Annotated in this window: 15 protein-coding genes and 1 pseudogene; 15 read left to right on the top strand and 1 reads right to left on the bottom strand. The window is 41.1% G+C overall.

The annotated features are described in order from the left end of the window. The first annotated feature begins 168 nt into the window (after nt 1-168). The 9 genes from ABUE30_RS04525 to ABUE30_RS04485 all read left to right on the top strand — a co-directional run bounded on the left by ABUE30_RS04525 (nt 169) and on the right by ABUE30_RS04485 (nt 6,662). On the top strand, nt 169-1,083 hold the full coding sequence (locus tag ABUE30_RS04525; RefSeq protein ID WP_408622479.1) for a phosphotransferase enzyme family protein: 915 nt from the start codon (nt 169-171) through the stop codon (nt 1,081-1,083). A 273-nt stretch (nt 1,084-1,356) separates the two neighbouring features. Continuing rightward, nucleotides 1,357-1,851 carry a GNAT family N-acetyltransferase gene (locus ABUE30_RS04520; protein WP_408622477.1) on the top strand — a complete coding sequence of 165 codons (495 nt, stop codon included), beginning with the start codon at nt 1,357-1,359 and terminating at the stop codon, nt 1,849-1,851. A gap of 168 nt (nt 1,852-2,019) precedes the next feature. Continuing rightward, on the top strand, nt 2,020-2,643 hold the full coding sequence (locus ABUE30_RS04515) for a LysE family translocator (protein ID WP_408622475.1): 624 nt from the start codon (nt 2,020-2,022) through the stop codon (nt 2,641-2,643). Between the two features lie 151 nt (nt 2,644-2,794). Next, entirely contained in the window at nt 2,795-3,382 is a 588-nt protein-coding gene (locus ABUE30_RS04510) for a GNAT family N-acetyltransferase (protein ID WP_408622473.1), read from the top strand. A gap of 163 nt (nt 3,383-3,545) precedes the next feature. Next, nucleotides 3,546-4,058: an orotate phosphoribosyltransferase gene (pyrE, locus tag ABUE30_RS04505; RefSeq protein WP_408622471.1), complete on the top strand. Its 513-nt coding sequence runs from the start codon at nt 3,546-3,548 to the stop codon at nt 4,056-4,058. A gap of 441 nt (nt 4,059-4,499) precedes the next feature. Continuing rightward, on the top strand, nt 4,500-4,811 hold the full coding sequence (locus tag ABUE30_RS04500; RefSeq protein ID WP_408622470.1) for a hypothetical protein: 312 nt from the start codon (nt 4,500-4,502) through the stop codon (nt 4,809-4,811). A 225-nt stretch (nt 4,812-5,036) separates the two neighbouring features. After that, nucleotides 5,037-5,600 carry a sugar O-acetyltransferase gene (locus tag ABUE30_RS04495; protein ID WP_408622468.1) on the top strand — a complete coding sequence of 188 codons (564 nt, stop codon included), beginning with the start codon at nt 5,037-5,039 and terminating at the stop codon, nt 5,598-5,600. Between the two features lie 214 nt (nt 5,601-5,814). Continuing rightward, entirely contained in the window at nt 5,815-6,192 is a 378-nt protein-coding gene (locus tag ABUE30_RS04490; protein ID WP_408622466.1) for a pentapeptide repeat-containing protein, read from the top strand. 194 nt (nt 6,193-6,386) lie between these two features. Further along, a complete protein-coding gene (locus tag ABUE30_RS04485) occupies nt 6,387-6,662 on the top strand; it encodes a GNAT family N-acetyltransferase (RefSeq protein WP_408622464.1) in 276 nt (91 codons plus the stop codon). A gap of 628 nt (nt 6,663-7,290) precedes the next feature. On the opposite strand, the pseudogene ABUE30_RS04480 reads toward ABUE30_RS04485, so the two are convergent. Then, nucleotides 7,291-7,531 (bottom strand): annotated as a pseudogene (locus ABUE30_RS04480) (DUF1778 domain-containing protein); the annotation flags it as partial. A 178-nt stretch (nt 7,532-7,709) separates the two neighbouring features. Between ABUE30_RS04480 and dauA the strand changes: the two are divergent. The 6 genes from dauA (at nt 7,710) to ABUE30_RS04450 (ending at nt 13,294) form a co-directional block, all read left to right on the top strand. After that, entirely contained in the window at nt 7,710-9,419 is a 1,710-nt protein-coding gene (dauA, locus tag ABUE30_RS04475) for a C4-dicarboxylic acid transporter DauA (RefSeq protein WP_408622463.1), read from the top strand. A 454-nt stretch (nt 9,420-9,873) separates the two neighbouring features. Next, a complete protein-coding gene (locus ABUE30_RS04470; RefSeq protein WP_408622461.1) occupies nt 9,874-10,077 on the top strand; it encodes a VOC family protein in 204 nt (67 codons plus the stop codon). Between the two features lie 288 nt (nt 10,078-10,365). Next, nucleotides 10,366-10,842, top strand: coding sequence for a WbuC family cupin fold metalloprotein (locus ABUE30_RS04465; protein ID WP_408622459.1), 477 nt, complete (start codon nt 10,366-10,368; stop codon nt 10,840-10,842). 99 nt (nt 10,843-10,941) lie between these two features. Then, nucleotides 10,942-11,412 carry a GNAT family N-acetyltransferase gene (locus tag ABUE30_RS04460; RefSeq protein WP_408622458.1) on the top strand — a complete coding sequence of 157 codons (471 nt, stop codon included), beginning with the start codon at nt 10,942-10,944 and terminating at the stop codon, nt 11,410-11,412. A 751-nt stretch (nt 11,413-12,163) separates the two neighbouring features. Then, on the top strand, nt 12,164-12,718 hold the full coding sequence (locus tag ABUE30_RS04455) for a hypothetical protein (protein WP_408622457.1): 555 nt from the start codon (nt 12,164-12,166) through the stop codon (nt 12,716-12,718). Between the two features lie 405 nt (nt 12,719-13,123). After that, nucleotides 13,124-13,294 (top strand): O-methyltransferase, encoded by a 171-nt coding sequence (locus ABUE30_RS04450; protein WP_408622456.1) that lies wholly within the window; start codon nt 13,124-13,126, stop codon nt 13,292-13,294. Nucleotides 13,295-13,327 lie beyond the last annotated feature (33 nt).

The raw sequence follows: 13,327 nt of genomic DNA, 5'->3' as shown, positions 1-13,327 counted from the left end.
GTTAAGCACGGGGGGCGCGGTTTTCACTAAAAACATAACAATGCCATGCACGGGGAGTTAATTAGTGTACTCACTTTAGTGTCGAAAAAATTAAGTCAATTAACGACCTTATTAGCCTTTAAGTGGGTGCTCTGTTAAGTTAGTTATAAACATGAAGTAGGACAAGAAATGAATACATTACTAACATCCGCCGAAGTGCTGAAACTGGTCAATGCCGAATATCGATCATTAGGACAGGCACATCATTGCAAGTTCCTCAGGCGGGGGTTCAACGATCATTATCTCATTGGCATTGGTACTGAGTGGTATATTTTCCGCGTATATTTGAACCACAAAAATTATATTGAATCTCCAGATGCGTTCAAGTTTGAACTGGACCTACTCGATTATCTTTATAGCGCTGGTATACCGGTTGCACCTGCAAGTCGAAGAGATAACGGCGAATCGCTAGGGTGGACAGCGACAGCATTCGGTAATAGAGCATTCGCACTGTTTTCCTATGCTGAAGGTGATGCACTCTCAGTCACGCCAGAACAATGTTTTATATTGGGGAGAACAGCCGCAGAACTTCATTTGGCTGCGAACGGTTTTCAGTCAGAATACCGTCGCTATCATCTGGATAGGACGTATCTAGTCGATGAACCTTTGAAAATTATCGCTCAACAACGTAACAAAGAATTTAGAATCGTTTCAGAGCAAGAACTCGAAGAATTTGAAGAAATGATCTCGTCAATGCAACCTATAGAAGAGCTAGTTGAAATCATCACTTCACTTGATGTGTCCGGTGATGAGTTCGGTATTATTCATTGTGATTTACATCCCGGTAATATCCACTTTAATGGTAGCCAGTTAACATTATTTGATTTTGATCACTGTGCCTATGGGTGGCGTGCTTATGAATTAGCTTTGACTGAATACATGCCTGAATCGCAAAAGTTAGAGCTATTGAAAGGCTACGAGTCAGTTCGTCCATTAAGCAAAGGTGAGAGGGATTGCATACCTGTTTTTGCAAAATTAAGAAGGTTGTGGAATATTGGTGATTCTTTGGCTATTGAGCCAGCACGAGCTCAGTCGAGTGAATAATTTCTTTATCATAAGACTGACAAGGATACCCTCATTTAAGGTTTCCCACTTTTAAGAGCGACTGAAAATTAAGCTGCTTTTGGTGAATTTGCGGGCATTGATTTTTGAGTAAATCGTGTAAGATATGGATATCGTGTATGGCGTTGGATTGAATAGGTTTTTGGCGAAATTGATTCAATCAAATAACACCATGCTGTCTAGCCGTTTGAACTGACAGGGATTTATGTGGGGATCCCTGAGAAGCGGTCGTTATGAGCCTAGAGGAGTTCATAAATGATAAGGAAAGCAGAAAAAAGTGATTGTATGGATTTAGCCGTACTATCTCTTCAAGTGTGGCTACATACATACGCAATAAAAGGGATCCGCTCTCAAATATCGCAATATGCTTTATCTACTTTTACCGAAGGCCACTTTATTGACTTACTTAATAAAAAATCAATTGATATAAGAGTGTTCGAAGAAGATTCACACCTGACAGGTTTTATTGTTGTTGATTTGGAATCGACCTTCAAAGGTAGCTCAAATTCAGGGTATGAAGTGGTCACTTTGTATGTGTCACAACATTTTCAAGGCGCTGGTATAGGTCGAAAACTTCTTAAGGAGGTTGAAGGCTTATATGGTTTACCGTTTTGGTTGTCTACTTGGGTTAATAATCATAGGGCTCTTGGTTTTTATAATCGGTTAGGTTTCAATATGGTTGGAGAAGTCAACTTTAATCTTGAGGGCGAGTTACATCGTAATCATGTTCTCTCGTATACTGGCAGATAACAAGCGGTTAAATTCGAACTGGCAACGCGTAGCTTTTTCAGTTCAAATTGGCTTGTGTGATTAAGACGTTTATTTTGAACTTAGTGGTGGCGTTCCCAGCCACTTGACTAGGCGTCATTTTCGGAAAGTTTGGCTGCGGTTGTCCATACAAAAATAGGGGTTATAAATATGTTGTCTTTATTCAGTATAGGTCTCGCGTTCTTCGTGATCGCAGTTTCGCCAGGGCCTGCGAATATATCAAATGCAACGGTTGCGATGAGTCGAGGAAGAACGATCAGCTTAATATATGGTGCTGGTTTATCAACTGGATTGGTGTGCTGGGGAATGGTTGCGGCAAGTGGCCTCGGCGTCATTCTTCAAAGTTCGATTTACTTGTTAATGGCACTTAAATTATTTGGTGGGTTATACCTTCTATGGTTAGCCTTTTTAACAGGCAGGTCAGCTATCCATCCAGATAATAAATCGTTACAAGTAGCAAGTAATTCAAAGTCCCATTTAGGGTGGTTTATCAAGGGCGTTATACTCAATGTTTCGAACCCTAAGACTGTAATCGCATGGTTGGCCGCCCTTTCAGTAGGGCTGGGAGCAAACGATAGTACTACTTCACTCATGTTGGGTGTAATTGTTTGTATACTTGTTGGGTTTGCTACTAACGCTCTGTATTCCATATTTTTCTCATTTAAAGGCGTTATGGCTTGGTATCAGCGTGCTAGTCGCTGGATTAACAGTATCGTCTCAGGATTATTTGCAGTGGCTGGCATTGGGCTTATTCGTTCAGCATTCAACCGATAAACTGCATAATAAAACCTAATAAGTTGCTGCACGTGGAAAAATGACTCGATGAGCGCCTGATTGTCTGGTGAACTTGGTTTTATGCGGGGAACACAAGTGGTCATCAGTCCTTAACAGGAAATTTAAAAAACAAAATTAGGGCGATATGAATATGGAAAATTTTTATGCTGCAAATAATCTCGATGCTGAATTTATTGTTCCTCTTATTGCGGAATCTTCAGGGGGTGTCTGGCCAGCAGTGTGGAAAGCATTATCAGAGAAGAACGAATCAGTTGAAGAGTCAGCTATTAGATATCTAACAGACCCATTAAATGATTTAGGCGTCAAGAACGCGGTTTTGGTAAAGGACAATGGTTTAAGGGTTGGTGTTATGATTACCTATCAAGAATCGCGTTTGTCTTCGGACGACGTTAAAAAGTCCTCATTACCAGCAGATTTGATTGAAGCCTTGACTCCTTACCGGGAGTTAACAGATCCAGAAAGTTTATTTATAGCAGAGATCTGCTTTTTAGTTCAGGCTCGTGGACAAGGATTGGGTACAAAATTTTTGGAATATGCTAAACATTTAGCTCGAAAGCGTGGGTTGCCACGACTCTCACTGAGGGTTTTCTCAATTAATTTAGGCGCACGGCGCTTTTATGAAAAAAATGGCTTTAGCTTGGTTGGACAAAAAGCTGTAATTGAACATCCAAGTATCAATGTAGGTGGTATGGTTCAATTAATGTCCTGTCAAGTTTAGTTTAAATATCAATTGGTTAAAATCACATGAAAAAATACTCAGTCGGGACAATCACCGTTTGTGACTAATGCGCCGGTTACGCCATTTTAGCGCAACGCGCTGTCCTCTGATTGCCTATTAGCTGGGCGTTCTATGTAAAGAGCAGTATGAACTGGGAGTTATTATGTCAATAGCAAAAAGAATAAGAGAAATTTCTGAAATAAAAGGGCAGTTTGTACTGCGCAGCGGAAAAATAAGTGATCGATACTTTGATAAGTATCGTTTTGAAGCTGAGCCAAAACTTCTTTCTGATATTGCACAAGAGATGGTCAAGCTTATTCCTGAAGGTACTGAAGTTTTATGCGGTTTGGAAATGGGCGGTATTCCAATCGTCACAATGATGAGTCATTATTCTGGGTTGCCTGCGGCTTTTATCAGAAAAGAGCCAAAATCTTATGGCACTTGCAAATATGCAGAGGGAACTGAATTAGCTGGTAAAAGGATTGTATTGGTAGAAGATGTTGTATCAAGTGGTGGGGCAATTATTGATGCAACTAAAATGCTAAGAAATGACGATATTGTTGTTGAAAAAACAATATGTACTATTGATCGAGAAACAGGTGGAAAAGAAAAACTTTTTGACGAAGGCGTTGAACTTATAGCTTTATTAACAGCCACTGAATTGGCTAAAGCATAGAACAATCACTGGCACTGCGATTTGTAAACGCGCGCGTTGTAAGCGTTATATTTTTATAGCGCTTTGTCGAAGTTGACAACATGAGACAGTGATTTGTGGATAAAAAAACGCAAATGTACTAATGGAGCTGGTTCGTGAAGCATTATCCGCTCCATCTATTTCGGACATTGAGTTAGTGAGTACAATCACCCAAGAGGTGCACCATGGCAACAAAGAAAACGAGCGGAACCAAACATACCGCCGAATTTAAAGCTGAAGCATTGAAACTCACTGAAACTATTGGCGTGGTAAAGGCTGCAAAATAGTTATCACTTTATGAATTGTAACTCTATGCATGTCACAAAATACTTAATCGGGACAGTCATCGCTTACAACTCATGCGTTGGCTATACGCTATGTGCTGCCTGCCCATTCGTTTAGCGTTAGGCTCAAGGAGTGCCCATGAAAGAGAGTGATTGGAAGACGTTTAAAATTATCAAGAAGAAAGCCATCGAGCAATTTTGCACTCGGGCTCTTGATGAGTTTGAAACGGTCATCTCAGATACAAATGAGCCTGTTCATAATCGCTATTTGTTGCTCTACAAACTTGTTCAAAATCGCGATAAAGAAATGTCATTCATTTTTGACAACCACAGCCAGTCCAATGCACGGATGCAGCTCACGATGATTCGAGCTAATGGCCTAGCTGATGGATCCTTGCTTGTGGAACTCTCAGACGAATTTCGGGAGCAGACGGACCCCAAACGGCTTTAGGATCGTAACCATCACTTTGAGGTTAAATATATAGAGTCAGCCGTCTTCTTTGTGGACGATATTACCATTGCTGCAGATAGGTAGGCACGTGTTTAACACGAGTGACAATATAACTGAAAAGCTGGATGATACGGCCATTTCGTATGCTCGGATCTGTACCAGGCGCATCAGTCATGGGGCGTTCCACCGTGATTGAGTCATTGTTGTTCTGAAAAGGTGATTGATATGTCGGAAAGAGAAAAAATGCTGGTTGGTGAACTTTATGACCCTACAGATGGTGAATTAATGGAATTGAGGTTAAATGCTAGATTATTGACTGAAAAGCTTAATACGACTTCAGTTTCAAATAATGGGCAACGTATTGAGTTACTAAAAAAGTTATTGGGTTCAACCGGTAAGAATATTTTTGTCGAATCAGTTTTTAATTGCGACTATGGCTGTAACATTCATGTCGGAGAAAATTTCTACGCAAACTTTGGTTGTGTAATCTTAGATGTTGCTGAAGTTCATATCGGAAATAATTGTATGCTGGCCCCGCAAGTTGGAATTTACACAGCAACACATCCTCTGGATCCATTTGAACGAAATTGTGGTTTAGAGTTAGCGAAGCCAATAAATATTGGTGACAACTGCTGGATAGGCGGGCGAGCTGTAATTAACCCAGGCGTCACATTAGGAGACAATGTTGTCGTTGCATCAGGGGCAGTTGTTACAAAAAGTTTCGGTAATAACGTAGTAGTTGGGGGTAATCCAGCGAAAGTTATAAAGGAAATCTTAGTTCAAGACTAATTTGTTATGAACACCTTGGTTTTCGAGTTACGGCCACTGAACAAAGTAAAAAGGTATTTGTTATATACCAAGGGTACTAAACGTTGAACTATGTATGTAATAAAAACTAATCGGATAGTCAACTATGTGTGACTTATGTGCTGGCCACGTTATTTTAGCATAATGCAGCTTCACTTTACCTGACATCTACTAAAAAAAGGAAAAGGAGAACATCATGTCAGAGAATAATAATCTATTTTCAGATACGAAGTTCAAAGGTTACGAGTTTTCTAAGTTAGATATGACAGGTGCAAAGTTTAATGGTGTGGATCTAACTGACTCATCGTATTGGGCTGTATTAAAAAATTCCCAATTTAATGATTGTAATTTGGAATCGTGTATTTTCAATGATGTAAATCTTTCTGGAAGTATATATGAGAACATCAACATGCGTCATGCTAAATTCCACAATATAAATATGTCGGGCGTGTCTTTGAGCTGCGTGAATCTGTCAAACGCTGAAATCAATGATGCTAATCTGGAAGGAATGACGATTAATGGTGTTCTTGTGACTGACCTTTTTGACTCGTATGAGAAAAAAGCTAGCAATTAGCCGCACTTGCTCATTACTTTGTCCTTGAGACGATAACACAACTAAATTCTCTTGTTGGAAAAGAAACTCAGGCTCAAAAAAGCCCAACAGTTTACAGCCAGTAGCGAGCGACATACCGACCAGGTTGTCTTGTTCGATGAAGCCGAACTAGAAGTGGCAATGGATTTGCTTTTAAATCAAAATAATGAGTTTGAGTGTTTAAAAATATTCTCGGTTCGATTCTTTTGAGTATCGTAGCCTTTCCTTATGATGTTGCGATATCAAGTAAAGTCAGAGGAAAAGGCGTGGGCACGTTTATGGTCAATACTCTTTTACTCAACGCACACCGGTTAGGCTTTACTCAAATTAATCTTGTTGCTGTGCAAGGGGCGTCAAGGTTTTGGTCTAGGTTTGGTTTTGAGGCAAAGAATGAGGTGCCATTGTGTTCGCGTTATGGTGTGGGTGCTGTTCTTATGTGCGCTAAAATTTGATATTTAACAATCGATTAATAATGGCGCGATGTAAATAGTGCTTTACTTGAACACAAAGTTATTTTTGAACAAGATCATTTCAGTTGCTGGCAAGGTCAACGCGGTGCGAGCTGTGGATAATGCCCATTTGTATTGAGTCATCTGAATATTGATTTTTTCATGAGCATAAAGAATACAACTGCAAGGATGCTTCATCATGTGCCAGATCAGATCACTTTTATCTGATGGCCAAGTCAGTCATCGTTCGCTCACATTTCTCGTGAATGATCGTAGGCAACGGAACAGTTACACAGAATTATTTACAGGGTCACTTTAAATGAATGACGTTGTTGGTTTGATTTTTCCGCTCTGTCATATGTTCAGATTCACCGCATGATCAAAGATGAAGTGAGTTTGTCGGCAGTAGATGATTGATTTTTCTGCTATCACTTTTCAAGTATTGATCGCCGTCATTGTTAGCGTATTAAAGCCAATAACATAAGAGTTATTGCTGTTATCATTTCAGAATGAATGTTCGGGTGTTATCCTTCTTCGTCTATTGTTGAGCCATCGCTTTAAGGTTGTTCTTGAAGGCTTCAGCCCCACCATTGAATCGGTTTTCATCCTGTTTGGTTCTGTTTGGAAATTTCTGTTCTGCTGTGAATTTGAGTGTTGCATTTGGCGGTGCTGGGGGAAGTGTGTCCACTAAGAAAGTTGCGTCAGCCTGCCTCTGCTTTAAAATTTGTTCTGATTCAATGAGTTTTTTCAATTGATGTACTCAGTACAAAGGAATTAATGCTAGACAGTTCCGTAATAGCGGCAATCTTAGTGAGTTAGTTGTGTGTATCGACATCTGCTTTAGCGATGATGCGAGCAGTGGAGGCAACCATAATGTCATTTATGTTGTGTCAAAATGCCATATCAAGATTATGCCTGAAATTATAAAATAGGTAATACGTGTGTCATTTTGACATGCGAGTAGCAAGCGTAAGTAGTGGAGCTATTTCCAGCTGCGCTTAAAACTGCCCGCTGTTGCGGGCCTTAGAGTACATCAACGTCGAGTCAAAAATGCTATCTGCACTCAGAAGATCTATACAAAGTAAACCGTCGTATCAAGACATCCAAGCGAATGTGCTTGCAGGGTTAACCGTTGGGGTTATTGCACTCCCACTCTCTATGGCTCTGGCGATAGCCAGTGGTGTGCCACCGCAGCATGGTCTTTATACGGCGATAGTGGCTGGTTTTGTTATTTCCCTAACCGGTGGATCTAAAGTCAACATATCTGGCCCTACTGCCGCATTTGTCGTCATTTTATTGCCCATTGTTCATCAATTCGGCATAGGCGGGTTGTTAGTTAGCGGGTTCATGGCTGGTTTTATTCTTATTTTGATGGGGGTCGGAAAACTTGGCAAATTGATCGAGATTGTTCCTTATCCTGTGACTGTCGGGTTTACCTCAGGAATTGGTGTGGTCATTGCCACTTTGCAAATAAAAGATTTTCTAGGTCTTAGTATTGAATCCTCAGGGGGCCATTATTTACACAAACTATCGGCTATCTTCCTTGCATTACCATCTATCGAATGGAAAGAAACCTTAATTAGTGTTTTGACGTTAACAATATTAATCGTTTGGCCAAAGTGCCACTCAAAAATACCGGGCCACCTTGTTGCGCTGCTGGTTGGTAGCCTTACCGCTTGGGTACTTAGCCTTTATCTGCCCGGTTTTTCTGTGGCCACTATTGGTAGTCGTTTTTCATTTGATATATTGGGCGTAATAGGAAGTGGGATCCCGCCCAGTCTCCCAGTCTTTGACTGGCCGTGGCATTTAGCTAGCGCGGACGGATCGCCCATTGGGTTCAGTTTTGAACTGGTCAGGCGGCTTCTTCCATCAGCGATTACTATTGCCATCTTGGGTTCTTTAGAATCATTGTTATGTTCAGTTGTCGCCGACGGAATGTCTGGGAAAAAACATAACCCAAATGATGAACTGATAGGTCAGGGTATTGGGAACATCATCTCGCCACTGTTTGGTGGGTTACCCGCTACGGCCGCTATTGCCCGCACGGCAGCGAACATTCGGTCGGGGGGGAATTTGCCCCTTTCATCCGTTATTCATGCCCTGTTCATATTAGTGAGCATTTTACTTCTCGCCCCATTATTATCGTACATACCCATGGCATCAATGGCTGCATTGTTGTTGATGGTTGCCTGGAATATGGGTGAAGCTAAACATTTTATTCGCACGGTCAAGATAGCACCAAAAGATGATGTATTTGTCCTGATATTGTGTTTTCTATTGACCGTTTTGTTTGATATGACAGTTGCTGTCGCCGTAGGAATGGGATTGGCAGCGATGTTGTTTATAAGACGAAGTGTTAGTTTGGCTCAGACCGCGACGATTGAGGGGAATCATGCTGAATATGATATGCCTGAAAATACCGTGGTTTATGATATTAATGGCCCCTTATTTTTTGGTTCCGCGCAAAAAGCACTCAAAACAATTGCTTCAGTGAGGCCTGATATTCGGATCGTTATACTTGATATGTCAGAAGTTACGCTGCTTGATATGAGTGCTATTGTAGCGATGGAGTCAATCGTCGACGATTTGCAAAATAAAAATATTGGTATTATCATCAATAACTTGCAGCCACGGATGGTATTAAAACTCAACCGTGCTGGAATAGGTGAGGCATCTGCTAATGCGATTTTTTCAAAGACGCTCGATGAGAGCTTCGAAGTCGCAAGAAATATGAGCCAGTTGAAACGGCCAATACTATAGAAGAAATTTTTTTGATCACTGATCGTGATAAAGCGGGTGTTTTTTGGGTAAGTCCATAACTATTCATTAGCACATGTAAAACTATGCGGCTTTTGCACGGTCTCTGTCAGTATCAGCGTTACTCCATTGCTGTTTGCCTGTTCATTAGCTCAGCGGTGAAGCACTGTTGTTCAGTAAAAATGCTTCAGATCCCAATAGAAGTTATGTGCTATGCCATAAGTTCTATTGGGGTTATCTCAGCTGAGCGCTGAATTTAAAATAAAGTGAGTTGTTTTCGCCTGTAAGCGTGTACACCCGAAGAGGGGTTAAATAGCTTTGCATGCTATTTTGATCGCTTTTTGGAAAATAGGCATTTGCTGAATCTGGATGATTTTAACTGAAGTTGCATGTCTCACGTTTTCTGATTTCTTTTGGTTAGATTCATGCGTGAGCGATAGATGACGCTCAAGAAGTTGTGACTGATTCCAAAAATAACATGGGCTCCAATGGTTCTGTTACTTATTTTGAAGTAAACAACGTCGCAGAAGTTGTTACAAAACTCACTGCAATGGGAGCTTCGCTCTATCGGGGGCCAGGAAAAACTGATCTAGGTGCAGACGTCGCCATGCTCAAAGACCCTCTTGGCAATGCCATTGGCTTGAATGCTGCTCAGCGCTAGCGGCCGTTTTGCCAGTGAATGTCCTCAGGACAATTCAGTTGTCTTTAATAGGCGATTGCGAGCATGGGGTGGTTTTTGCTGAAAGTTATTTAACCCAAGTTGTTTATCTCTTGCTTTGCGATTTTTAGTGTGAGTTTCATGCGTAAGTGATCGAAAGGGCTTTAGGGATGACGCTATAATTGCAATCGGCAAGCGGTTAGAACAGCAAATTTACGACAATGAATTGACTACCAGAGACGGTCGCTTTAGCATGATTTTTTTCAATCTTTCTTATAAGTGATTTATTCTATGAATAAACTGAGCTTTGACCGTCTTTCTACTCTCAGTGATGATGCTCGACAATCGCCACGCCAGCGCATGAATCATAATATCCATTCTGAGTTATCTGACTCAGTTCAGCGCTTGGCGATAGCGATGGAGCCGGATACTTATATTCGTCCGCATCGTCATATGCAGACTTGGGAGCTACTCACCGCTTTGCGTGGGCGTTTTATTGTTCTGACTTTTGATGATCATGGCGTGGTGAGCAACCGAGCTATTTTAGGGGAAAGTGAGTCGTTAATTGAAACCCCAATTGCAGGCTGGCATGCCGTACTTTCGCTTGAGCCTAATGCCGTTATCTTTGAAGTCAAACAAGGCCCGTATGTGCCATTCAAAGAAGAAGATTTTGCCCCTTGGTCGCCAGCTGCGGATGATGACAAGCATAAGGCATTGATGAGTTGGTATCGCGATGCCCAAATTGGACAACGGTGGTCTGATTGTTGAGCGGCTAGGCTATACTGAATATCTGGCATAGAACAAGCTACTCAAACCATACTGGACGTTATGTTTTTTCATGTTACGTTTGATTTAGAAAGGAAGAATATGGTCAGTTTGGAGTTAGCAACATTAGAAGATGCTGAGATACTCAAGTTAATTAGTATGGATGCCTTCTCCCCTGATTTTGAGCAGTATGGGTCTTATCCCCCTGGAATTGAATCGCTTACTTGGCATGCATCAGAAGTTGAAAAAGGACATTACTACAAAATTGTCAATAATGACAAAGTTGCTGGTGGAATGTTAGCTGTCCCAGCACATGATAGTGACATTGAAATTAAATACTTTTTTATAGCCAAAGAATTTCAAAATAGGCAAATAGGTTCTACTGCAATGCATTTGATTGAGGCGAAGTATCCGAGTATGACCGTTTGGAATCTGGTAACGCCTTCGAAAGCGTATCGTAATCATCATTTTTATGAAAAATTGGGATACTTAAAAATTGGAGAATCACAACTAGACTTAAATAAAGAGTTTAAGTTTTTTGAGTATCAAAAAACTAAACAATCAAACGGATAACGGAGACGCCATCAAGGGTGTTAAAGTTGCGCGGTTTTTGTACTCGCTGCAGTACTCATGTAATGCCGCTATACTTTGCTAGTTTTTAACCGAGCGTCAGTATGCTGCATCACATCACCACTGAGGCCTATAGGTTAGGTCTAGTTTGGCTTTTTTACGCAAAAGGGTCGAGTTAATTCAGCTAACCCAATCAGTCAGGTACTCGGTTGTGATGCTGATCTCCGTGGGTTATTTATTGTCTATAAGCCGCTCCTATCATGCCTATCGTTAACCGTCTTTTCTGCAGTCTATCTGGTTCGACACAGAGTTAGCTGTATTGTCATTCTAATGCTGTCAGTGATTGTGTTGATCGGCTTATTCACTCAAATACCTGTCTTATGCGAGTATTCTTGCTACACACCGTGTCGAGTCTGTACCCATTCAAAAAGATAGAGCAGAAAATAAGGATGGCCGTTATAGAGTAGGGTATTTCAAAAAGATCGATAGTCGTATTGGTACTATAATTGAAACTGAATTATTCCCAGACGCGGATAGATGGACAAAATCTCTTTTATGCATTAGGTCCAGTAACGTCTGAGGACTCGTGGTGTTGTATCGTCCTGGTCGTTTAGCTGTATTTTACAGTGATAGGCGATTGTTAAGCATCGTTAAGTTGGTGTGGGCAACGGGACAATTTTTCGTTGGTACTGCAAGTTACCTGCTTCGTTGAGACGATGCATGATCTGCTTCATCAATAAAAGGAATGATTTATATGAAAAGGATTTTACTGGGTGCCTTTTTCATCGTTTTACCAGGTTGTTCTAGTTATCTCACTGAAAAAGCGAATGTTACTGCACCGAACTGTCTTGGACACATTGATTTACCCCAAGCCTTAGTCGCTCAATTTGAGCCGATTGCCAATGAGGCACTTCTCAGTCAAGCACTTGGCAAGCCGCAGCAAGGAAAGTTGTGCCAAGGGCGGGTTTACCAAAGCAAAAAGAATGCGCACGTAACCATTTATCGTGCATGGAATAGTACCAATCCTAGTAGTAAATTCGGCCAATGGTGGTCCTTTTTTATGCCATCGGGGCCTATTTCTCAATATAGAGAAGATTATGAAATATGTTATCAGTGGTCGCCATTGGATAAAATGGTGAAATGCACGCTTAAGCCCAACACAATGGTCGTTGTCGGTAATGGTCAAAGTGCACAATGTTCGAAGTATTTAAGCTATGCCGCTTCAGCTAAAGTGCAGGTATATATTGCTAGTGCTTCAAGCGCTATAGAGCATTGTACCGAATATGATGGGGTGATGAGTTGGAAGTAAGTGCCATCGTTAAAAATGTGGTATGACAAAAATAAGTCAGAACCATTTGGATAACGCAATATGGCGGTTGTGGGGCATCCCAATTTAGGCGTCAGCGTGGATATCGTCAAATCAGTATAAAAGCTGGTGTTTATGGATACAACTGGTTGGCGTAGACATGCAAATCAGTGGCGTGTTTACAGTCGATTTACTTTTTTGCCGGACATAAGTCGACTCATTAATCTGTAAACGAGTTGTATATCATGCACACCTCAGAACAATTAGTTATCCAATAAACAGCGTCAAAAGAGTTTATTCCCATTGTGGATGAAGAGGTCGCAAGATTTTTGAAATTTAATCCTTACGTTAAGCAAGCCGAAACGGATATTGGAAATTAGTACAAGGATTGGTTAGTCAACGACATCTATGGTTTTGGTGGCTCAACCGTTTGGTGGCGTTATCTCACCGATTGAATATGATGCTAACGTAGCCGAGCAGGCAAACATCAATTTTAGAGCCGGCGTGTCTGAAATTATTGATGTAATTGTAGGCGATGCACGAGACGTTCGTTATACCCAAGTTAACGGAGAAATTTGATTTTATTTGATGTGGTTAAGGGCCAAGGAGAGG

Origin of the sequence: Celerinatantimonas yamalensis, from assembly GCF_046054155.1 — a bacterium.
Lineage (GTDB): Bacteria > Pseudomonadota > Gammaproteobacteria > Enterobacterales > Celerinatantimonadaceae > Celerinatantimonas > Celerinatantimonas yamalensis.
This window is presented reverse-complemented; position numbering and strand designations above follow the sequence as displayed.

Coding starts and splice junctions, on each gene's coding strand:
- ABUE30_RS04525 (WP_408622479.1), top strand. CDS start 169: ATGAATACATTACTAACATCCGCCGAAGTGCTGAAACTGGTCAATGCC.
- ABUE30_RS04520 (WP_408622477.1), top strand. CDS start 1,357: ATGATAAGGAAAGCAGAAAAAAGTGATTGTATGGATTTAGCCGTACTA.
- ABUE30_RS04515 (WP_408622475.1), top strand. CDS start 2,020: ATGTTGTCTTTATTCAGTATAGGTCTCGCGTTCTTCGTGATCGCAGTT.
- ABUE30_RS04510 (WP_408622473.1), top strand. CDS start 2,795: ATGGAAAATTTTTATGCTGCAAATAATCTCGATGCTGAATTTATTGTT.
- pyrE (WP_408622471.1), top strand. CDS start 3,546: ATGTCAATAGCAAAAAGAATAAGAGAAATTTCTGAAATAAAAGGGCAG.
- ABUE30_RS04500 (WP_408622470.1), top strand. CDS start 4,500: ATGAAAGAGAGTGATTGGAAGACGTTTAAAATTATCAAGAAGAAAGCC.
- ABUE30_RS04495 (WP_408622468.1), top strand. CDS start 5,037: ATGTCGGAAAGAGAAAAAATGCTGGTTGGTGAACTTTATGACCCTACA.
- ABUE30_RS04490 (WP_408622466.1), top strand. CDS start 5,815: ATGTCAGAGAATAATAATCTATTTTCAGATACGAAGTTCAAAGGTTAC.
- dauA (WP_408622463.1), top strand. CDS start 7,710: ATGCTATCTGCACTCAGAAGATCTATACAAAGTAAACCGTCGTATCAA.
- ABUE30_RS04465 (WP_408622459.1), top strand. CDS start 10,366: ATGAATAAACTGAGCTTTGACCGTCTTTCTACTCTCAGTGATGATGCT.
- ABUE30_RS04460 (WP_408622458.1), top strand. CDS start 10,942: ATGGTCAGTTTGGAGTTAGCAACATTAGAAGATGCTGAGATACTCAAG.
- ABUE30_RS04455 (WP_408622457.1), top strand. CDS start 12,164: ATGAAAAGGATTTTACTGGGTGCCTTTTTCATCGTTTTACCAGGTTGT.
- ABUE30_RS04450 (WP_408622456.1), top strand. CDS start 13,124: ATGGTTTTGGTGGCTCAACCGTTTGGTGGCGTTATCTCACCGATTGAA.